The organism is Curtobacterium sp. PhB136 (genome assembly GCF_004346855.1).
In the GTDB taxonomy this organism is placed as follows: Bacteria; Actinomycetota; Actinomycetes; order Actinomycetales; family Microbacteriaceae; genus Curtobacterium.
The window spans coordinates 166,839-186,969 of record NZ_SMGH01000008.1 but is presented as its reverse complement, the minus strand read 5'-3'; the positions used below and the strand labels follow the sequence as shown (position 1 = coordinate 186,969).

Sequence of the window (20,131 nt, the reverse complement as noted above, 5' to 3'; positions counted from 1 at the left end):
GGCACGACGCTAGCGGGTGGGCGCGGGCAGGATGGGCGCATGACACGCATCCTCGTGACGGGCAGCACCGACGGCCTCGGACGCGCGACGGCGCAGTCCTTCCTCGACGACGGGCACGACGTCGTCGTGCACGCCCGGAACGACGAGCGCGCCGCTGCGCTGGCGTCGCTGACGGACCGTGGGGCCGAGCTGCTCGTGGTCGACCTCGCGGAGCGTGGGGCGGTCGTCGCCGCGGCGACCCGGCTCGACGCGGAAGGGCCGGTGGACGCCGTCGTGCACAACGCCGGCGTCATCTCCGGCCGGTCGCTCGTCCCCGTGAACGTGGTGGCGCCCTACCTGTTCACCGCACTGCTCACGACACCGACCCGCCACGTCTACCTCAGCAGCGGCATGCACCGCGGTGGCCGCGCGGAACTCGACCGGATCGACTGGAGCGGGTCGACGGACTCGGCGAGCTACTCGGACACCAAGCTCCTCGTCACGGCGCTCGCCGCAGGCATCGCTGAGCGCTGGGCTCCCGACGTGCTGGCGAACGCCGTCGACCCCGGGTGGGTGCCGACGAAGATGGGTGGCGCGGGCGCACCCGACGACTTCGAGCTGGGGCACCGGACGCAGGAACGCCTCGTGACGGACCCAGACCTGCGGGTCAGCGGCGGGTACTGGTTCCACGGGGAGCAGCAGGAGCCGCATCCCGCCGTCCACGACCCTGCGTTCCGGGAGCGACTGCTGGACGTGCTGGCCGCGGAGACCGGGGTGTCGTTGCCGTCACGGTGGCGGCGCGTCCGGCCCGTGCGTGGCGAGCCATGCGGACGCGAGGCCGATCGCGTGTATGGAGTCCGGCGTGCCGGGGCGGTTCAGGAACGCGTGCCCGCTGCCCGCCAGCACGTGCCGCTCGACCTGGACACCCGCGGCGGTGAGCTCGGCCGCGAACCGTTCGCCGGACGCACGCATCGTGTCGTGCTCCGCGTCGACCAGGAGCGTCCGCGGGAAGGCGTCGAGCGGGTGGCCGCCCGGGAACGCGCGGGGATCCGCTCGGGCGTCGCCGGTGCGGGCATGGGCACGGTTCGCGGCATCGAGGGCCCACGGGGCGTGCGTCAGACGACGGTGCCCGCGGACGGTCCGGGCGATCGCCGGGACACGGGGCGTGCGGGCGTGGAAGAATCCGTACGCGAGGAACGCCCCGACCGGCGCGGGCAGGTCGTCGGACGCTGGCGTCCCGGACACGGCCAGCGCCGCCGCTGCGGCCAGGCACGCGCCCGCGCTCGCACCACCGAGCACCACCCCGTCGGAGGCGGCCTCGCTGACCGCGCGGTACGCGGCGAGGACCTCCCGGTGCGCCAGCGGGAACGGCGTCCGCGCACGGGGCCCACGCCGCGCCGCCCACGGCATCCCGGGGAGGGGTGAGAGCCGGTAGTCGACGGTCACGACGGGGACACCGCGCGCCGCGAGTGCCCGGGCGACGGCGTCCGACTCCGGCAGGTCCAGGTCACCTCGGAAGAAGCCCCCACCGTGCAACCAGAGCAGGGTCGGCGATCCGGGGCGGACGGCGGCGGGCTCGTACCGGCGGAGCGGCACCGGACCGGACGGCCCCGCGACCAGGTCGTCCGCGAGTGAGACGGTCACGGGAGGACGTCCACCACCCGGACGTCGCCGACGACCGGGTCGAGGGCCCCTGCCGATGCCGCGGCGAGGTCCGTGCGCAGCACGTCGAGTTCCTGCGCGGGCACCCACAGCTCGAACGTGGCCGCTGCGCCGTACGTGGTGTCCCCCAGGGTGGCGTCGTGGTGGTCGACCCAGGAGCGCAGCACGTTGTCGAGCCGCCCCGCGTCGGCGTGCTCGACGTCCACGCTGACCCGGGTGAGCGCGACGCGGCGGACGACCGTCGCCCGGTCGAGCGCCTCGGACACCGAGGTGGAGTACGCCCGGACGAGCCCGCCGGCGCCGAGCTTCACGCCGCCGAAGTACCGGGTGACGATCGCCACGACGTCCGTGAGGTCCCGACGGCGCAGCACCTCGAGCATCGGGACGCCCGCGGTGCCCGACGGCTCGCCGTCGTCGGAGGACCGCGCCTGGTCGCCGAGCACCCCGGTGACCATCGCGGTGCAGTGGTGACGGGCGTCCCAGGCCGCGCGGCGGACCTCGGCGATCGCCCGGTCCGCGTCCGCGACGTCCGCCACGGGGACCACGTGCGTGATGAACCGCGACTTCGTGATCACGATCTCGTGCTCGAGGGGCGCAGCGACGGTGGACGGGTAGCTGCGGCTCACCCGACGAGCGTACCGACGGACGACGACCGGGCGCCGACGACCTGGCATGCGACGGGCCTACAGTGCACCATGACCGAAACCGAACCGACACCGGGGCTCATGCGCCTCGGCGTCGTCGCGACCTCCCGGAAGGCCGACGAACACCGGCTGCCCATCCACCCCGCGCACTTCGGCCGCATCGACGCGGACCTCCGTGCGGCCATGGTCGTCGAACGCGGCTACGGGCTGCGTTTCGGCGTCCCGGACGAACAGATCGCACCCCTCGTCGGCGCCGTCGCCGACCGCGCCGAGGTGCTCGCAGCAGCCGACGTCGTCCTGCTCCCGAAGCCCCAGGCGTCCGACCTCGCCGACCTCCGGGACGGGCAGGTCCTCTGGGGGTGGCCGCACTGCGTCCAGGACCAGGAGATCACCCAGCTCGCGATCGACAAGCAGCTGACCCTCATCGCGTGGGAGGCCATGAACCACTGGCAGCCGGACGGCGGCTTCGGGCTGCACGTCTTCCACAAGAACAACGAGCTCGCCGGGTACTGCTCGGTGCTGCACGGCATGCAGCTCTGCGGCTCCACCGGGGACTACGGCCGCCGCCTGACCGCCGTCGTGATCGGCTTCGGCGCCACCGCCCGCGGCGCCGTCACCGCGCTCAACGCACACGGGGTCCACGACGTCCGGGTGCTCACGAACCGTCGCCCGGCCGCGGTCGGGTCACCGATCCCGTCCGTCGACGTCGTGCACTTCGAACACGACGCAGCGGCCCCGCACGCCAGCACCGTGAACACGGACCAGGGGCCGGTGCGCCTCGCCCCGTACCTGGCCGAGAACGACATCGTCGTGAACTGCACCCTGCAGGACCCGAACGCGCCGCTGACGTACCTCCGCACCGAGGACCTCGACGCGTTCCGCCCGGGGAGCCTCATCGTCGACGTGTCCGTGGACGAGGGCATGGGGTTCGAGTGGGCACGAGCCACCACGTTCGCCGAGCCGATGGTCACCGTGGGTGACTCGACGAACTACTACGCGGTGGACCACAGCCCGTCGCTGCTCTGGAACTCGTCGACGTGGGAGATCAGCGAGGCGCTGATGCCGTTCCTCCGGACGGTGATGACCGGGCCGTCGGCGTGGACCGGGTCCGAGACGATCCGCCGGGCGATCGAGATCGAGAACGGCCACGTCCGCAACGAGGCGATCCTCACCTTCCAGGGACGGTCGCGGGCGTACCCCTACCCGATCCGCTGAGCGGGACGGACGCGCCAGCGCGGCCGGTCACGCCAGCCGCGGCACCACCGTCGCGAAGCTGCCGTCCAACGCCGCCATGAAGGACGCGTGCACCAGGCTCCCCGGGACGGTGGTGTCCCAGAGCGTCAGGTCCGGCGCCGCGCAGGCGTCGGACACGACGGTCACCGTGAACCCGAGCTCCGACGCCGCCCGCACCGTGGAGTCGACGCACATGCTGCTCATCATCCCGACGACCACGAGCTCGGTGACCCCGGCATCGGCGAGGAGCGACTGCAGCCCCGTCCCGACGAAGCTGTTCGGCTCGTGCTTCTCCAGCACCGGCTCACCGTCCGCCGGCGCCACGAGCGGGTGGAACCCGACACCCGGCGTCCCCGGCACGAAGAAACCGGCATCCGCCTCGGTCGCGGTGTGGAACACGTGCACGACCAGCTCACCCGAGGCGCGGAACGCATCGAGGACCTCCCGCGCCGCGGCGGCCGCCGCCTCCGGCTCGACGAGGGGGAACGCGCCCCCGGGGAAGTAGTCGAGCTGGATGTCGACGAGGACGAGCGCACGGGTCATGGATGCAGCGTAACTAGGCTCGGGAACCGTGTTCGAACTCCACCACCTCTCCGCGCAGGAACTCTGGGACTGGATCCGCCGCGGCGACACCACGGCCCGCGAAGCGACCGAGCACTTCCTCGCCCGCATCGAACGGCTCGACCCGGAACTCGGTGCCTTCGTGACGGTCACTGCCGACGACGCACGCGAACGGGCCGACCGTCTCGGCCACCTGGTGCCGACGTCCAGACCGCTGTGGGGCCTCCCGTCCGGTGACAAGGACCTGTACGACCGGGCCGGCGTGCCCACCGGATCCGGGACCGTCGCGCTGCCGGAGCGGCCCGCGACCGCCGACCACCCGCTGGTGGCGGCGCTCGCCGCGGCCGGCGCGCTGAGCCTCGGGAAGACCGCGAGCCCCGAGTTCGGGATGTCGTCCTCGTCGGAGACCCGCCGCGGTGTCACGCGGAACCCGTACGACACCACCCGTGCGCCGGGCGGCTCTTCGAGCGGTGCGGCCGTCGCGGTGGCCGCCGGACTGCTGCCGGCAGCGGTCGGGTCCGACGGCGGGGGATCGGTGCGGATCCCGGCGGCAGCGACCGGCCTGGTCGGGCTGAAGCCGAGCCGCGGGCGGGTGCCGTCCATGCCCGGGCGGTCGGGGGTCGGCGGGCTGTCGGTCGCCGGGCCGCTGACGCGGACCGTGGCGGATGCCGGGATGTACCTCGACGCGCTGGTCGCGCCGACCGGTCTCGACGAACCCGTGCCGTACGCGCTCGTGACCCCCGACGTCGGCGACGGGCCGTTCACCGCTGCGGCCGTCCGTGGCGAGGGGCGCTTCGTCCTCGGGGTGCTCGACGGGTCCCCGTGGGACGACACCGTCGACGTCGTCGTCGACCCGGCAGCCCGTGACGCGGTCGACACCGCGGTGCGGGTGCTCTCCGAGCTCGGGCACGGGATCGAGGACGTCGCGATGCCCCGCACGCCCTACGCCTCGGCGTTCCGGGTCGCGTGGGAGAGCTCCGCGGCGCAGCTGCCGTCCGTGCCGGGGATCGACCTCACCGCCCTCACGCCGCTCGTGTCCTGGCTCGTCGCCCGCGGGCAGGCGCTCACCGGGACCCAGGTGCTCGCCGCGATGACGGCGCTCGACACGTTCTCGACAACGCTGATCAGCGCGTTCGGCCGGTTCGATGCGGTCATCACGCCGACGCTGGCGCTCACCCCGCGGCCGCTCGGCTGGTACGGGGACGACCCGTCGGAGGACTTCCGCCGCCAGTGCGCGTACTCGCCGTGGACCTCGATGGCGAACGTCGCGGGGCTCCCCGCGATCACGCTGCCCGTCGGGGTCACTGCGGCGGACCACCCGGACGGCGGCGGGCTGCCGATGGGCGTGCAGCTGATCGGGCGGCCGGGCGGGGAGCGGACGCTCCTGGCGCTCGGAGCGCAGCTCGAGCGGCGGCTGCGCTGGCAGCGGAGGCACCCGCCGGGGTGGTGAGCGCGGCCGCGCGGCGGGGCGGCGGCGCCCGGCGGGGCGGCGGCGCGGGTGGGGCGGGCGGGCGGCGCGGCGGGGCGGACTCGCAACGACGACGTCGCTGTCGTACGACAGCGACCTCGTCGTTCCCCCGCGTCGACAACCATTGCAAGCGCCCGCCGACGACAGCCTCGCTGTCGTACGACAACGCAGTTGTCGTCGGTTGCGGACGCAACGAACGTGCCCTGCGGCCCACCACCCACCGGCCTGGAGGCTCGTGGCGGCCTGGCACCGAGCCTCCAGGCCGGCACGTGGTCGCGACCTCCGACACGGCGGCAGACGATCGACGCCCGCGATGTCGGAACATGCACACGCGCCGGATTCGTCCGCATGATTCGATACGGCGGCGGTCGATCGACGCCCGTGGTGTCGGACCATGCACACGCACCGGATCCGTCCGCATGATTCGACACGGCGGCAGTCGATCGACGCCCGCGGTGTCGGAACGCTTCTGTCGCCGCCCGCGCCCGCGCCCCGCGCGCCCGCGCCCCCCCGCGCGCCTACGGCAGCGTCGGCGCCGCCGCCACCAGCGCCCGCGTCACCGGGTGCGCCGGCGCGTCGAGCAGGGACACCGGCCCGTGCTCCACGATGCGACCGGCGGACATCACCGCGACGGTGTCGCACAGCCGCTGCACCACGCCGATGTCGTGCGACACGAGCACCATCGTCAACCCGAGCGACTCCGCGAGGGACTCCAGCAGCGCGATCACCCGCGCCCGCACCACCACGTCGAGGGCGCTCATCGGCTCGTCCCCGAACAGGATCCGCGGCCCGTGCACGACGGCCCGCGCGATCGCGATGCGCTGCCGCTGCCCGCCGGAGAACTCGTGCGGGTACCGGTCCACGGCGTCGGCGGGCAGGTCCACGCGCGCCAACGCCGACGCGACCAGCGACCGGTGCGACCCCGGGATCCGCAGGGCTCGGAGCGGCTCGGCGACGATCGACCCGACGCGCATCCGTGGGTCGAGCGAGGCGTACGGGTCCTGGAACACCACCCCGGTCTCGCGCCGGAACCAGCGCATCGCGGCCGCGGACCCGGACGCGACCACCGGTCGACCGTCGGCGGACACGCTGCCGGCGGAAGGAGCCTCCAGACCGGCGAGGAGCCGCACCAGCGTCGACTTGCCGGATCCGGACTCCCCGACGATCCCGAGTCGCTGCCCGGTGGCGACCGTGAGGTCGACGCCGTCGACGGCGGTGCGGATCGGCCCGGGTTCGAACGGTCCACGGCGGGGGAGCCGGTAGGTGCGGTGCAGGCCGGTGCCGACGAGGGCGTTCACGGGAGCCTCCTGGCGGTGGCGCGCGCCGCGTCGACGAGCGCGCGTGTCGCGGCGTGTCGCGGCGCGGCGAGCAGGTCGGCGACACTGCCGCTCTCGACGACGCGCCCGGCGTCGAGCACGACGACGGTGTCGGCGATCCGCGCGAGGACCGCGAGGTCGTGCGTCACGAACAGGATCGAGACGTCGAGGCCGGCGAGCAGGTCGAGGATCCGAGCCTCGGTGGTGACGTCGAGCGCCGTGGTGGGCTCGTCCGCGATGATCAGCCCCGGCTGCCCGGCCATCGCCATCGCGATGCAGATCCGCTGCCGCTGCCCGCCGGAGAGCTGGTGCGGGTACTGCCGGAGCAGCGACGTCGGGTCGGGCAGACCGACCGCGCGGGCGAGGTCGAGGGCGGCCGCATCGGCACCCCGACGGTCGAGTCCGCGGTGCAACCGGAGCGGTTCGGCGATCTGCTTCCCGACGCGGCGCAGCGGGTCGAGTGCGGTGCCGGGCTCCTGGAAGACCATGCCCATCCGGGCGCCACGGAACGCGGCGCGCGACCGGTCGGGCATCCCGACGAGCTCCGTCCCGTCCAGGCGGATGCTGCCCGTCACGTCCGCGCCGGTCGGCTCCAACCCCATCAGGGCCAGTGAGGTCATCGACTTCCCGGATCCGGATGCGCCGATCACGCCGACACGACGGCCGGGAGGCACGGTGAAGCTCACGTCGTCGAGCACCGTCCGCCCCGTGATGCGGACCGACAGGCCACGCACCTCGAGTCCGCCGGCTGCGGTCGTGCTGCCGGCCGCGGTGTTGCTCGTCGCGTCGTTGCTCGTCGGGTCGCTGCTCGTCATGCGGTCACCCCGGTCTCGGCGGAGCTCACGTCGGTGCGGGTGGCGGTGTCCGCGCGGGCGGTGCCGCTCGTGCGGTCGCCGGACGTCAGCCGCGGGTCGGACGCGTCGCGGACGGCGTCCCCGAGGAGTGAGAGCGCCGCGACGACGAGGGCGATCGCCGCGCCCGGCCAGGTCGCGCTCCACGGGTGCACGCCGATGTACGTCTGCAGGTCGGCGAGCAGGCTGCCCCAGGACGCGGTGCCCGACCCGGCGCCGTAGCCGAGGTAGGACAGCCCGGCCTCCGCGAGGACCGCGGTCGCCATCGCGAGGGAGAGCTGCACGGTGAAGATCGGGGCCGCGTTCGGGATGAGGTGCCGGAACAGCACCCCGCCCGGTCCGACGCCGGAGGCCCGCGCCGCCGTCACGTAGTCGCTCCGCGCGATGCGGCGGATCTCGCCGCGGGCGACCCGGGCGATCGTCACGCCGAAGCTCAGCCCGACCGCCACGATCACGACCCCGAGCGAGCCGCCGAAGACCGCGGTGAGGAGCATCGCCGTGAGGAGCGTGGGGAACGCCACCAGGATGTCGAGGAGGACGGCCGTGCCCTCGCGGACCCAGCGCGCGGTGAGCGATCCGATCGCGGTGAGCACGATCCCGACGACGCTCGCGATCAGCCCGGCGCCGATCGCCACGACGAGCGTGGTCCGCGTGCCGGCGAGCAGGTAGCTGGCGATGTCCCGGCCGATGCCGTCCGTGCCGAACCAGTGCGCGGCGCTCGGCGGGTCCCACTGGTGGAACGGGTCGGTGCGGAACGGGTCCTGGGGCGTCCAGAACAGCGACACCACGGCCAGGACCACGAGCAGGCCGAGGACGACCACGGCGAAGGCCCCGGTCGGGCGGGCGACGAGTCGGCGGATGCTGGCTCCGGTCATCACGCTGCCTCCCGCTGCCGGGGGTCGAGCGTGCGGTGCACCACGTCGACCGCGAACCCGACGAGCAGCACGAGCCCGGTGAGCACGAGGAGCTCCGACTGCACCTTCGTGATGTCGCGGCGTCCGACGTCGGTGACGAGCATCCGGCCGACGCCGGGCAGCGAGAACAGCTGCTCGACGACGACGGCCCCGACGAGGAGCCCGGCGATCTGCACGCCGAGGACCGCGAGGACCGTCAGCGCGACCGAGCCGAGTCCGTGCCGGAGGAGCGCCTGCGTGCGGGTGAGCCCGATCGCCGCCGCGGTCCGGAGGTGGTCCGCGTCGAGGACCGACAGCGTCGCCGATCGGGTGAAGCGGAGGATCACCGCGCCCTCCACCGCACCGATCGTCAGCGCGGGGAGCACGAGCGAGGAGAACGCCCGACCGGGTTCGGACCAGCCGTCGAGCGGGAAGCCCTGCGTCGGCAGCCAGTGCAGCGTGACGGCGAACAGCGCGACCATGAGCATGCCGGCCCACACGATCGGCACGGACGCGACGGCCTGCGCGACGAACGCGATGACCGCCCCGCCGGCACGACGCCGGAGCACGGCGGCGATGACGCCGAGCGGCACGCCGATGACGAGCGCCGCCGCCAGGGACATCCCGGCGAGGGGCAGCGTGACGCCGAGCTTCTGCGTGATCTCCGGGGCGACGGCGCCGTTCGTGACGAGCGAGCGCCCGAGGTCACCGCGGAACACCCCGCCGATCCAGTCGAGGTACTGCACGATCGCGGGCCGGTCGAGGCCGAGCTGCTGCCGGAGCTGCTCGACCTGCGCCGGCGTCGCCTGGGTGCCCGCGACGATCTGCGCGACGTCGCCGGGCAGCACGCGGAGCGTGGCGAAGATGATGATGCTCGCCACGAGCAGGCCGACGACGAGCAGCAGCAGTCGCCCGATGAGGAACCGGGTCACGGGATCGATCGTAGTTGTGTGTGGGGCGGGCTACTTGATCGCCAGCTTCGACAGGTCCAGACGCGAGTTGCCGCCGTCGTACGGGAAGCCCGTCACGCCCGTGCGGACCGCCGTGATCGACGTCGCGGTGTACAGCCACTCGCCGGCCGCGTCCTCGCTGACGATCTTCGCCGCCTTCCGCAGGTCCTCGGTCTTCGTCTCGGTCGACGTCGTCGCGACGGAGTCCGCGTACAGGGCCTGCACCTCGGCGTTGTCGTACCCGAAGTAGTAGTCCGGGTTCGCCCAGTTGCCGAAGTCACGTGCCTCGACGTGGTTCACCATCGACAGGTCGAAGTCCTTCTTCTCGAACACCTGCGACAGCCACGTGGCGAAGTCGACGCGCTTGACGGTGAGCGTGATGCCGACGTCGGCGAGCTGGGACTTCAGGACGTCCCCGATGGTGGTCGGGTAGACGTTCGCGTACGTGAGCGTCAGGTTCAGCTTCGGCGAGCCCGCTGCGGCGAGGAGCTTCTTCGCGTTCGCGGGGTCGTACGCGTCGATGTCGGTCAGGTCCTGGTACCCGGGGTCGAGCGCCGGGATCGGGCCGCCCTGCTCGACGCCGGTACCGCCGATGGCCTTGATGAGCGCCTTCGCGTCGATCGCCTGGCGGATGGCCTGCCGGACGCGCTTGTCGGTGAACGGCGCCTTCGCGTCGTTGAACGCGAGCGTGTACTTGTCCGTCGTCTTGCCGGAGTGCAGCGAGATGTCCGGGTTGCCCTGCAGCTGGCTCTTCAGGGTACCGTCGACGGCGGTCTGCACGTCGAGGTCCCCGTTCGCCATCGCGTTCACGGCCGTCGAGGGCTGGGTGATGTACCGGAAGACGATCTTCGCGACCTTCGCCTTCGTGCCCCAGTAGTCGGCGTTCCGCTTGAACGTCAGGGAGTCGCCCTGCTTCCACGAGGCGACCTCGTACGGGCCGGTGCCGTTCGCGGTGTCGGAGAGGTCGTTCTTCGCAGCCTTCTCGAGCACCAGGCCGGAGCGCCCGGTGAGGTTCCAGAGCAGGTCGGAGTCCGGCTTCGCGAGCTCGAGGACGACGGTGTCGCTCGACGGCGACGTGATCGAGGACACCCCGGCCAGGCGCGCGGAGTCGACGTAGGACGTGTTCGACTTGACCTGCTCGAGCGACCACACGACGTCGGCGGCGGTGACCGGCTTGCCGTCCTGGAAGGTGGTGTCCTTCCGGAGCGTGAACGTGTACGTCAGGCCGTCGCTCGACACGTCGTGCGACGAGGCGAGGACGTTCCGGATGTCGCCGGTCGAGGTCCGGCCGACGAGGCCCTGGTAGACGTTGTCGATGAGGACCTGGTCGAGCGCCGCACCCGACTGCGTGCGGATGTCGAGACTCGTCGGCTCGAGGACCAGGCCGACCCGCGCGGTGGCGTCGTCGCCACCGGTCGTGGTGTCCGAGGACCCCGAGCACCCGGCGAGCGTGACGCCGGCGACGAGTGCCATCGCGGCCGCGACCATCGCGGTACGACGGCGGCGGGAGAGGGAGAAGCTCATGGGTCGTGGGTTCCTTCCGGCGCACGTGGAGCGACGGTCGTCGCGCGCGCTCGGAAGAATCTACCGGCGCGCGGGGGTTTGTTCGATCCCGTGCAACAAACCGTTACGAGCGGCCCATTCCCGGATCGCGGTGGCCAGCGCGAGGGGCGCCTGGGTCTGCACCGCGTGGCGCGCCTCGACCGTGACGATCTCGGCGTGCGGCAGCCGCTCGGCGAAGGTCGTGACGAGCTTGGGGGAGACGTACCCGCGGTCGCCCCGGACGAGCAGGATCGGGACGTCGAGCGCCTCCAGGTCCGGCCAGGCGTCCGCGAACCGTCCCACCGATGACGTCCGGCCGGCGGGCAGGTGCGGGAAGTGGTGGCGACGGACGAGCTTCCCGTCCTCGCCGAGGCGCGTGGTGTGCCGGGCCTCCCGCAGCAGCACGGCGCGGTCGTCGCCGACGCGGGCCTCGATCGCGCGGTCGACGACCTCGTCGAGGGACGCGAACGGTTCCTCGGTCTCCAGCGCCCGCGCGATCCGGTCCACGGCACGCTGGGCGAAGTCGGGCGACATGTCGACGAGCACCAGGCCGGTCACGCGCTCCGGTGCCGTCGCGGCGATGCGGGCAGCCAGGATCGCGCCGAGCGAGTGCCCGACCAGGACACCCGGCGGGACCTCGAGCGCGTCGAGTGCGGCGATGACGGCCGGCGCGGTCGCGGCGGCCGCGTAGTCGGCGTCGTCCCGCCACGCCGACCGGCCGTGGCCGGGCAGGTCGAGGGCGACCGCCGGCTGACCGACGGCCAGGGCCGTCGCGTCGAAGCTGTGGGCGTCGATGCCGAGCCCGTGCAGGTAGGTGACCCGAGCCTCCAGACCGGGTTCCGCCGGGTCCTGCCAACGGATCGCGGAGATGTCGCCACCCTGCTGGGTCCGGATCTCCTGCCGGGAGGCTCGGAGCGGCGCCGTCACGCCGCTCGCGCGGGCGAGGTCGGCCAGGTCGCGGAATTCGTCGTCGGCATCGGGCACGGTGCCCAGTCTCGCACCCGGCGCAGTCCTTCCGCCGTCAGGGCTGTCCTTCCACCCTTAGGTTAGGCATGCCATACTTGGTCCTCGTGGCAGCCCGGTTCCGTGTCTTCTCCGTCCGTGTGGCAGCCGTCACGTCCCTCACCCCGAACTTCGTCCGGGTGACGCTGACCGGCGACGAGCTCGGCTCCTTCTCCGCGGTCGGACTCGACCAGAGGATCAAGGTCGTGCTGCCGATCCCCGGCCACGGCTTCACCGACCTGCCGGACGGCGCCGACTGGTACACGGCGTGGCGCGAGCTGCCCGATGCCACGCGCAACCCGCTCCGCACGTACACGGTGCGCTCGTTCCGCCCGGACGCCCGCGAGCTCGACATCGACTTCGTCGCCCACGGCGACACCGGCCCCGCGTCGCGCTGGGTCTCCTCCTGCATCGTGGGGGACGAGCTCCGGATCGTCGGACCCGCCGTGCCGTCCTCGCCCGCCGAGCTGCCCGCCGGCGGTGCCGAGTTCGCCCCGGGCGCCGCGAACCGGATCCTCCTCGCCGGCGACGAGACCGCCGCGCCCGCCATCTGCGCGATCCTCGAGTCGCTCGACGTCACGACCGTCGGACACGTCTTCATCGAGGTCCCGACCGACGCCGACCGGCTGCCGATCACCGCGCCCGCCGGGGTGGAGGTGCGGTGGATCGCCCGGAACGGCGCGTCGCACGGGGTCCGGATGACCGACCAGGTGCACGCGTGGGCGTCGACCGCCGTGGCGGGCGCCGCGCCGTGTTCGTCGGCGGACGAGCTGGCCGACGTCGACGTCGACGAGCAGGTCCTCTGGGAGATCCCGCCCGTCACCGACTCGCAGCTCTACGCCTGGATCGCGGGAGAGGCCGGGTGCATCAAGGAGCTCCGCCGCCACCTCGTGCGCGGGGTCGGGCTCGACCGGAAGCAGGTCGCGTTCATGGGCTACTGGCGGCACGGCAAGGCCGAGAATTGACCGTGGGCCTCGCTGGTGTCGCAGTGCCGACCACGGCGCTCGGTGCCCGGGGACTGACCCTCGCCTACGACGACCGCGTGGTCGTCGAGGGGCTCGACGTGGACATCCCGGACGGTGAGCTGACCGTCATCGTCGGCCCGAACGCGTGCGGCAAGTCGACGCTCCTGAAGTCCCTCGCGCGGACGCTCAAGCCGAACGCGGGGACCGTGTACCTCGACGGTGCGCCGATGTCCTCCTACCGCCCCAAGGCCGTCGCGCGCCGGGTGGCGATGCTGCCGCAGACGCCGATCGCGCCGGACGGGATCACCGTGCGGGACCTCGTGTCGCGCGGACGGTTCCCGCACCAGGACCTGCTGCACCCGACCTCCGGTTCCGACCGGGCCGCCGTGCAGCTCGCGTTGACGCAGACGGACACGCTCTCCCTCGCCGACCGCGGGGTCGACGAGCTCTCCGGCGGGCAGCGGCAGCGCGTCTGGATCGCGATGGTGCTCGCGCAGGAGACCGACATCGTGCTGCTCGACGAGCCCACGACGTTCCTCGACATCGCGCACCAGTACGACGTGCTCGAGCTCGCCGCGTCGCTGCACGCGGCCGGGCGCACCGTCGTCGCGGTGCTGCACGACCTGAACCAGGCGGCGCGGTACGCGACCCACGTCATCGCGATGCGCGCGGGGTCGATCGTGGCGTCCGGGCCGCCGACGTCGGTGGTGACGGCCGACCTCGTCGAGGACGTCTTCGGCCTGCCGTGCGTGGTCGTTCCCGACCCCGAGACGGGCACGCCCCTCGTGGTCCCGCGCCGCGCGCGCTGAGATCGCACTTCGTGTCGGGTCCCGCACCGGACCCGGCCCGTCGAGATCGCACTTCGTGTCGGGTCCTCGTGCGGAGCCGGCCCGCTGAGATCGCACTTCGTGTCGGGTCCTGCACCGGACCGCGCCCGCTGAGATCGCACTTCGTGTCGGGTCCTGGTGCGGGCGTCAGACACGAAGTGCGATCTCACCGCTCAGGGCGAGGCGAGGCGGGCACCGAGACGAGCGGGCACCGAGACGAGCGGGCACCGGTCAGCGGTAGTTGCCGTCCTCCAGGCCCGCCTCGATCTCGAAGCGGTTGCGCAGGGGATCACGCCCCGCGAGCGCGTACAGCAGCGGCATCAGCATGCCGTAGCGCCGCCACTGGGCGACGTGCACGCGCTCGTGGCGGAGCACCCCTTCGCCGTCGTTGTCCCGCGTCAGGTACACCGACCCGACGCAGGTCCCGCCGCGCCGGAACACCCAGCGGGGCAGGCCCGAGCAGACGATCAGCCCGTCGACGACCCGCACCGGCCCGGTCGACAACGGCAACCCGACCGCGAGCCCGACGAGGGTCGCGAACCCCCAGCCGGCGCGGGAGACGGGGGAGTCGAGCAGCGGGTTCCACACCCGTTACTCCGGGCGGCCGTAGGTCTCGAGGAGGCGCAGCCAGATCTCGTTCATGGTGGGGTAGGCGGGGACGGCGTGCCAGAGGCGGTCGATGGGGACCTCGCCGACGACGGCGATGGTGGCCGCGTGGAGCATCTCGGCGACGTCCTGTCCAACGAAGGTCATCCCGACGACGACCTTGCGGTCCTCGTCGACGACCATGTTCGCCCGCCCGGTGTACCCGTCGGCTTGCAGTGACGCGCCGGCGACGTTGCCGAGTTCGTACTCGACGACGCGGATGTTCAGGCCCTGCTGGCGTGCCTTGGCTTCGGTGAGGCCGATGCTGGCGACCTCGGGGTCGGTGAAGGTGACCTGTGGTGCGGCTGCGTGGTCGGCGGTCGCGACGTGCGCACCCCACGGCTCGGTGTGCAGCGGCGTGCCCTGGTGGCGGGCGGCGATCGCTTCACCGGCGGCGCGCGCCTGGTACTTGCCCTGGTGCGTCAGGAGGACACGGTGGTTGACGTCGCCGACGGCGTAGAGCCAGTCGGTGCCGGTGACGAGCATCGTGTCGTCGACGTCGAGCCAGTCCCCGGCGGTCAGGCCGACGGACTCGAGGCCGAGGTCGCGGGTGTGCGCGGAGCGGCCGGTCGCGGCGAGGACCTCGCTGGTGATCACCGTGGTGCCGTCGTCGAGGGTCGTGGTGACGAGGCCGTGCTCGTCCCGGTCCACGCGGGTCGGGTTCACGCCGGTGCGGACGTCGATGCCGGATTCACGCATCGCGTCGGCGACGAGTTCCCCGGCGAAGGGTTCCATCCCGCCGAGGAGTCCGTGTCGTGCGACGAGGGTGACCTTCGACCCGAGCGAGGCCCACGCGGTCGCGAGCTCGGAGCCGGACACGCCGCCGCCGATGACGAGGAGGCTCTCCGGGACGTGCTGCGCACTGGTGGCCTCACGCGTGCCCCAGGGCTTCGCGTCGGCGAGGCCCGGCACGTCGGGGAGGATGTGGAGGGAGCCGGTGACCAGGGCGATCGCGGCGGCGGCGGTGTAGGTGGTGCCGTCGACCTCGATGGCCTTCTCGCCGGTGATGCGGGCGTGTCCGCGGATCAGGTCGATGTTCGCGGAGTCGAGCCAGGACACCTGGCCGTCGTCCTTCCAGTCCGAGGTGAAGGAGTTGCGGCGGGCGAGGACCCGTGCGGCGTCGAGGTCGCCGGTGACGGCCTGCTTCGCGCCGTCGAGCCGCTTCGCCGCGGCGAGGGCGTGTCCGCTGCGGAGCAGCGCCTTGGAGGGCATGCACGCCCAGTAGGAGCACTCGCCGCCGACGAGCTCGGCCTCCACGATCGCGACGCTGAGGCCGCGCTTCTTGGCGTAGTCCGCCACGTTCTCGCCGACAGCGCCGGCGCCGATCACGATGAGGTCGTAGTCCGTCATGGAGCCGAGCGTACGCGGAAGGGCATGGACGGCGTCAGCCGACGCGTGCGGCCGCCGTGAGTGCGCCCACCGCGCGGAGGATCACGCCCATGTCGTCGACCGCGCGGTCCGGGTCGACGGGGGCGAAGCCGGTCAGCGCCGCCCCGACCAGGCGGCGACCACGGGTGGCTGCCTGGATGCGTTCGACGAGTGCGGCGCCGTCGAGTCCGAACGGGACGGGTTCGAGGAGCCCGTCCACCTCGGACGGGTCGAGGACGTCGAGGTCGACGTGGACGTAGACGGAGTCGGCTCCGGTGGCGTCGACGGCTGCGGCGATCGCGTCGGGGGTGGCGGCGTCGACGTCGAGGTGTCGGATGCCCGCGCGCTCCACGGCGTTGGTCTCGGAGTCGTCGACGCCACGGGTGCCGGCGAGTACCACCGAGGGGGAGGCCAGGGTCGGCAGCCCGGGGAACAGCTCGGACGGCCGGTCCACCAGGATCCGCAGCGCTGCGGTCTCGGCGGCGATCGGCTGCGCGCGGTTCAGCGGGCGGTACCCACTGGAACCGGAGATGCGGACGAAGGCGGTCCCGGGTTCGAGGGCGACGCTCCCGCCGAGGGCACTCGCGCCGTCGCCTCCGATGACGAGCACGGGCTCGGAGGCGATCGAGATCTCTTCTGCGACGCGCTCGGCGACCTGGAGCACCGAGGTGTACCGGGCGACGGCCGTCTCGAGGCGGTCACCCGCACCGGTCGGGACGTCGATGACGGTGGTGGCGGCGCGGGGGAGGTCGGCTGCTATCGCGGCGGCGCCGTCGCCGAGGCGCATCGCGCGCGACGACGCCGAACCCTGCCACTGACCGACGACGAGGAACTGCATGTCCTCATCCTGTCAGGCCGGGCCCGGCGTCGTCCGTGCGCGACGGGTCAGGACGTCAGAGCGACGAGGATCCGCCGGACTTCAGTGCCGCGAGCCGTGCTTCGACCTCGGCGTCACGGCCGACGTCCTCGAGCGACTCGAACTGCGCGTCGAGGCTCGACGACTGCAGTTCCTGCTGGCCGATGACCTTCGCTTCTTCGCGACGGACCTTCTCCTCGAAGCGTGCGAGGTCGCTCGTCGGGTCGGTGATGTCGATGTTCCCGATCGCGTCGTTGACCTTTGACTGCGCTTCGGCGGTCTTGGCACGCGCGACGAGGGTGTTGCGCTTGGACTTCAGCTCTTCGAGCTTCTGCTCCATGCCCGCCAGGCCCTGCTTGAGCTTCTCGACCTGCTCGTTCTGGGTGGCGAGCGGGGTCGCGTTGTCCTTGACTTCCTGCTCGGCGGCGATCTGCTTGCCGATCGCGATCTTGGCGAGGTTGTCGAACTTGTCGGCGTCGGCGGGCTTGCCCTCGGCGCGGTACTTGTCGGCGGCGGTCGAGGCGTTCGCGGCCTTCTGCCCCCACTCCTGCGCGGCGCGGACGTCTTCCTCGTTGTCCTGCTCGAGGAGGCGGAGGTTGCCGATGGTCTGCGCGATGGCGCTCTTCGCGTCGGCGATGTTGTTCGTGTAGTCACGCACGAGCTGGTCCAGCATCTTCTGCGGGTCCTCGGCGTCGTCGATGATCTGGTTGATGTTCGCCCGGACGAGCGAGGAGATGCGACCGAAGATCGTCTGCTTTGCCATTGCTGTTCCCTTTCTGGGGTGGTTGTCCATCGGGTTGGTACGTCAGCGGTGCACGGTCAGAAGCGACCACCGCCCGAGAAGCCGCCGCCGCCCCCGCCGCCACCGCCACCGCCGAAGCCGCCGCCCCCACCGCCGAAGCCGCCGCCGCCGAACGAGCCGCCGCCGAAGCTGCCGCCGCGTCCGCCGAGGAGCCCGCCGAGGACGATGCCGGTCACGAGGCCGCCGAGCTGCGCACCGTTCCCGCCGCCACCGGCACCGGGCCAGCCGCCCATGTCGTTGCCCGCTTCGTCCATCGCGGCCGCGGCGTACTGCTCGGCGGCACGCGCTGCCTGCAGGGCACGGAGCGGATCGGTCGTGGCGAGCTGGACGGCGTCGTCGAGGGCGCGTTCGGCTTCGGAGAGGCGTGTCCGGGCGGTCGGCCCGACTGCGCCGCGGCGCATCGAGATGAACTCCCGCGCCTGGCTGATGCGGGTCCGGGCGTCGCGGAGGGCGGCGTCGAGGGCCTGCAGCGCACGCTGGTTCTGCTCGTCGGCGGTGCGGGCCGTGGCGAGTGCGGCGTCGATCGCGGTGTTCGCCTTCGTGAGGGCGTCGACCGCGGCGATCGGGTCCTTCGGGTCGAGGCGTTCCCGGAGCACCGTCTCCGCGGTGGTGACCGCCGCGGCGAGGTCCGGGCCACCGGTGCGCAGGGTCCGGGCTGCGGCGACGTCACCTTCGATGTCGAGGCGCATGGCGTCCACCCGTGCCGAGGCTTCCTGGAAGGTCCCCGCGGCGCCGACGGCGGAGCCGGTCAGCTGCTGCACCTGGGCGAGGGCGTGCTGGCCGTCGCGGACGGCGACGACCGCTTCGCCCTTGTCGCCGTTGGCGATCGCGGCATCGGCCGCTGCGGAGCGTTCGGTGGCGTAGGCGAGGACTTCACGCGCCTGGTCGACGCTGTCCGACACGGTCGCGAGGGTCCGCCCGGCGTAGGAACTGCGGATGCGTTCGAGCGCGGCGGCCGCCTGGTCGAGCGTCGGCGGTGCGGCCCTGACGGCTTCGGCGAGGGCGACCGCTGCTTCGTCGACGCCGTCTTCGAGTGCGCGGAGCTGGTCGAAGGACTCCGTCTGCTCGGCGATAGCCGCGTGCGCCTGCTCGCAGATGGCGATGATCTGGTTGGACCAGTCGGCGCGCTGCTGCGGGGAGTCCGGGATCTCGTCGTCGAGCTGCTGCTGGAAGGTGAAGGCCTTCCGCACGTTCTGCTTGGCCGTGGCGACGGCGTCGGCGAAGGGCTTCGCAGCGTCGGCGCCGAACTGGGCCGTGGCGAAGCCGACTTCCTGTTCGGCGGTGCGGAGTTCGTCGTCGATGGTGACGAGGGCGGCCCCGGCCGTGCGTTCGAGGTCGGCGAGGGAGGCTTCCTGCGCCTTCGTCGCCGCGGCGGTCCTGCGCTTGTTCCGGGTGCGGATGACGAGGACGATCACGACGACCGCGATGACGACGACGAGCAGCAGGATCCACAGCCACGTCAGGTTCGGCGGGTCCTGCGAGGCGGAGAGCCCGTCGGCGAAGGCGGTGGCGGCACCGGCCCAGTCGCTGTCGCGCAGCTTCGGCACGAGGTCGTCGTTGACCGCGTTCTGCACGTCCGAGGAGGTGATCGCGGTCTCGTTGGTCTGCTGGATGTCGTAGGTGCGGGCGTCCGTCGCGATCGAGAGCAGGATGCCGTTCGAGTCGATCTGGTTGAGCGACATCGTCTCGTCGCCCCACGCGGCGTGGTCGCTCGGGTCGGTGAACTCCGGCACGTAGACGACGTAGAGCTGCGTGTCCGTCTTGTCCGCGAGGTCGCGGACGGCCTTCTCCACCGCGGTCTGCTGCGAGGCGCTCAGCGCGTCGGCGTCGTCGAGGACGTACGCACCGTCGAGCTGCACGGGCGCGGTGGCCCGGGCAGCCGTGGCCGGAGCGAGCACCAGGAGCGCCGCGATCACCGCTGCTGCGAGCCGTGCGCCCCAGCGTCCGGACGTCCCCCTGCCAGCGTCGGGCCGCCTGGTGTGCGATCCACTCTGGACCGTTCGCATCCGTTCTCCGTCCGTTCGGCAACGCCGCCCCCGAGGGCCGCGAAGCCCGGACTGCTGCGGGAGCGCGCCGTCGCCCGGAGTCTATCCAGGGACCGCATCGCTTGGCCCGGGACGCCCAGCACCTGTGGAGAGAGTTCCCCGGAGCCGGATCCTGTCCCCCGATCGGGGTAGTATCCGCAGCAGACCGTTTCGACGACGAAAGGGGTCGGCAATGGAACGAACGATGAACACGGAGGTCGTCCCGCTCGAGGACGGCTTCCACCGGGTGTCAACACCCGCCAGCGGAGTGATCGGTTTCGTGCGCGAGCACAACGGCCGCTACGAGGTCCTGCGCGGCCGCGTGCGCCAGGCGACCCGGTCCGAGGGTCTCTACTCGACGATGAACGTGGCACTGATCGCGCTGACGCACGCCTGAGCACGACGCACGCCTGAGCACGACACGCGCCTGAGCACGACGCACGCTCGAGCAAGCCGCTCACCACACGAGACACCGCCGGTCCCGGCGGTGTCTCGTTGCGTCCGGGGCGTGCCGGCGACAGTCCGGGCGTCCCGGCGACAGTA

At 72.6% G+C, this 20,131-nt stretch carries 19 protein-coding genes; 6 read left to right on the top strand and 13 right to left on the bottom strand.

Translation table 11 applies throughout. The annotated features are described in order from the left end of the window. Positions 1-39 precede the first annotated feature (39 nt). Positions 40-1,404, top strand: coding sequence for an SDR family NAD(P)-dependent oxidoreductase (locus EDF27_RS20300; protein ID WP_347812803.1), 1,365 nt, complete (start codon positions 40-42; stop codon positions 1,402-1,404). 215 nt (positions 1,405-1,619) lie between these two features. Here EDF27_RS20300 and EDF27_RS14790 read toward each other — a convergent pair whose 3' ends face one another. Further along, complete coding sequence (locus tag EDF27_RS14790) at positions 1,620-2,267, bottom strand: YigZ family protein (RefSeq protein ID WP_243698374.1); 648 nt, start codon at positions 2,265-2,267, stop codon at positions 1,620-1,622. Positions 2,268-2,336: 69 nt separating this feature from the next. Between EDF27_RS14790 and EDF27_RS14785 the strand changes: the two genes are divergently transcribed. Then, complete coding sequence (locus EDF27_RS14785) at positions 2,337-3,500, top strand: N(5)-(carboxyethyl)ornithine synthase (protein ID WP_123704200.1); 1,164 nt, start codon at positions 2,337-2,339, stop codon at positions 3,498-3,500. Between the two features lie 27 nt (positions 3,501-3,527). On the opposite strand, the gene EDF27_RS14780 is transcribed toward EDF27_RS14785, so the two are convergent. Beyond that, positions 3,528-4,061: a cysteine hydrolase family protein gene (locus EDF27_RS14780; RefSeq protein ID WP_132049634.1), complete on the bottom strand. Its 534-nt coding sequence runs from the start codon at positions 4,059-4,061 to the stop codon at positions 3,528-3,530. A 28-nt stretch (positions 4,062-4,089) separates the two neighbouring features. Between EDF27_RS14780 and EDF27_RS14775 the strand changes: the two genes are divergently transcribed. Next, on the top strand, positions 4,090-5,529 hold the full coding sequence (locus EDF27_RS14775; protein WP_132049633.1) for an amidase: 1,440 nt from the start codon (positions 4,090-4,092) through the stop codon (positions 5,527-5,529). A 536-nt stretch (positions 5,530-6,065) separates the two neighbouring features. Here EDF27_RS14775 and EDF27_RS14770 read toward each other — a convergent pair. From EDF27_RS14770 to EDF27_RS14745, 6 genes are read right to left on the bottom strand one after another with little or no spacing between them, the layout of a single operon-like run. After that, positions 6,066-6,845, bottom strand: a complete 780-nt coding sequence (locus EDF27_RS14770) for an ABC transporter ATP-binding protein (RefSeq protein WP_123704206.1) — start codon at positions 6,843-6,845, stop codon at positions 6,066-6,068. After that, entirely contained in the window at positions 6,842-7,678 is an 837-nt protein-coding gene (locus tag EDF27_RS14765) for an ABC transporter ATP-binding protein (protein ID WP_132049632.1), read from the bottom strand. Before EDF27_RS14765 ends, EDF27_RS14770 begins: the two co-directional genes overlap by 4 nt. Next, entirely contained in the window at positions 7,675-8,589 is a 915-nt protein-coding gene (locus EDF27_RS14760) for an ABC transporter permease (protein ID WP_243698373.1), read from the bottom strand. Before EDF27_RS14760 ends, EDF27_RS14765 begins: the two co-directional genes overlap by 4 nt. Next, positions 8,589-9,539 (bottom strand): ABC transporter permease, encoded by a 951-nt coding sequence (locus tag EDF27_RS14755; RefSeq protein ID WP_123653632.1) that lies wholly within the window; start codon positions 9,537-9,539, stop codon positions 8,589-8,591. Before EDF27_RS14755 ends, EDF27_RS14760 begins: the two co-directional genes overlap by 1 nt. A 30-nt stretch (positions 9,540-9,569) precedes the next feature. Next, positions 9,570-11,081 carry an ABC transporter substrate-binding protein gene (locus EDF27_RS14750; RefSeq protein ID WP_132049631.1) on the bottom strand — a complete coding sequence of 504 codons (1,512 nt, stop codon included), beginning with the start codon at positions 11,079-11,081 and terminating at the stop codon, positions 9,570-9,572. Positions 11,082-11,141: 60 nt separating this feature from the next. Then, positions 11,142-12,083: an alpha/beta fold hydrolase gene (locus EDF27_RS14745; RefSeq protein WP_165931512.1), complete on the bottom strand. Its 942-nt coding sequence runs from the start codon at positions 12,081-12,083 to the stop codon at positions 11,142-11,144. A 68-nt stretch (positions 12,084-12,151) separates the two neighbouring features. On the opposite strand from EDF27_RS14745, the gene EDF27_RS14740 reads away from it, so the two are divergent. Further along, positions 12,152-13,066: a siderophore-interacting protein gene (locus tag EDF27_RS14740; protein WP_123653629.1), complete on the top strand. Its 915-nt coding sequence runs from the start codon at positions 12,152-12,154 to the stop codon at positions 13,064-13,066. A 2-nt stretch (positions 13,067-13,068) separates the two neighbouring features. After that, positions 13,069-13,875, top strand: a complete 807-nt coding sequence (locus tag EDF27_RS14735) for an ABC transporter ATP-binding protein (RefSeq protein WP_207909640.1) — start codon at positions 13,069-13,071, stop codon at positions 13,873-13,875. A 249-nt stretch (positions 13,876-14,124) separates the two neighbouring features. On the opposite strand, the gene EDF27_RS14730 is transcribed toward EDF27_RS14735, so the two are convergent. The 5 genes from EDF27_RS14730 to EDF27_RS20280 are packed head-to-tail and all read right to left on the bottom strand — an operon-like array spanning position 14,125 to position 19,570. Further along, positions 14,125-14,481, bottom strand: a complete 357-nt coding sequence (locus tag EDF27_RS14730; RefSeq protein ID WP_132049626.1) for a Fe-S oxidoreductase — start codon at positions 14,479-14,481, stop codon at positions 14,125-14,127. A gap of 3 nt (positions 14,482-14,484) precedes the next feature. Further along, positions 14,485-15,888 carry an NAD(P)/FAD-dependent oxidoreductase gene (locus EDF27_RS14725; protein ID WP_132049624.1) on the bottom strand — a complete coding sequence of 468 codons (1,404 nt, stop codon included), beginning with the start codon at positions 15,886-15,888 and terminating at the stop codon, positions 14,485-14,487. A 34-nt stretch (positions 15,889-15,922) separates the two neighbouring features. After that, positions 15,923-16,744, bottom strand: coding sequence for an arginase family protein (locus tag EDF27_RS14720; RefSeq protein ID WP_132049622.1), 822 nt, complete (start codon positions 16,742-16,744; stop codon positions 15,923-15,925). Positions 16,745-16,799: 55 nt separating this feature from the next. After that, positions 16,800-17,525 carry a PspA/IM30 family protein gene (locus EDF27_RS14715; RefSeq protein ID WP_123653624.1) on the bottom strand — a complete coding sequence of 242 codons (726 nt, stop codon included), beginning with the start codon at positions 17,523-17,525 and terminating at the stop codon, positions 16,800-16,802. 56 nt (positions 17,526-17,581) lie between these two features. Beyond that, the gene (locus EDF27_RS20280; protein ID WP_132049619.1) at positions 17,582-19,570 is read right to left on the bottom strand and encodes a TPM domain-containing protein; all 1,989 of its coding nucleotides are present in this window, start codon (positions 19,568-19,570) and stop codon (positions 17,582-17,584) included. A 211-nt stretch (positions 19,571-19,781) separates the two neighbouring features. Here EDF27_RS20280 and EDF27_RS14705 point away from each other — a divergent pair, with 211 nt between their 5' ends. Further along, positions 19,782-19,985 (top strand): hypothetical protein, encoded by a 204-nt coding sequence (locus EDF27_RS14705; RefSeq protein ID WP_123704224.1) that lies wholly within the window; start codon positions 19,782-19,784, stop codon positions 19,983-19,985. The last annotated feature ends 146 nt before the right edge of the window (positions 19,986-20,131 follow it).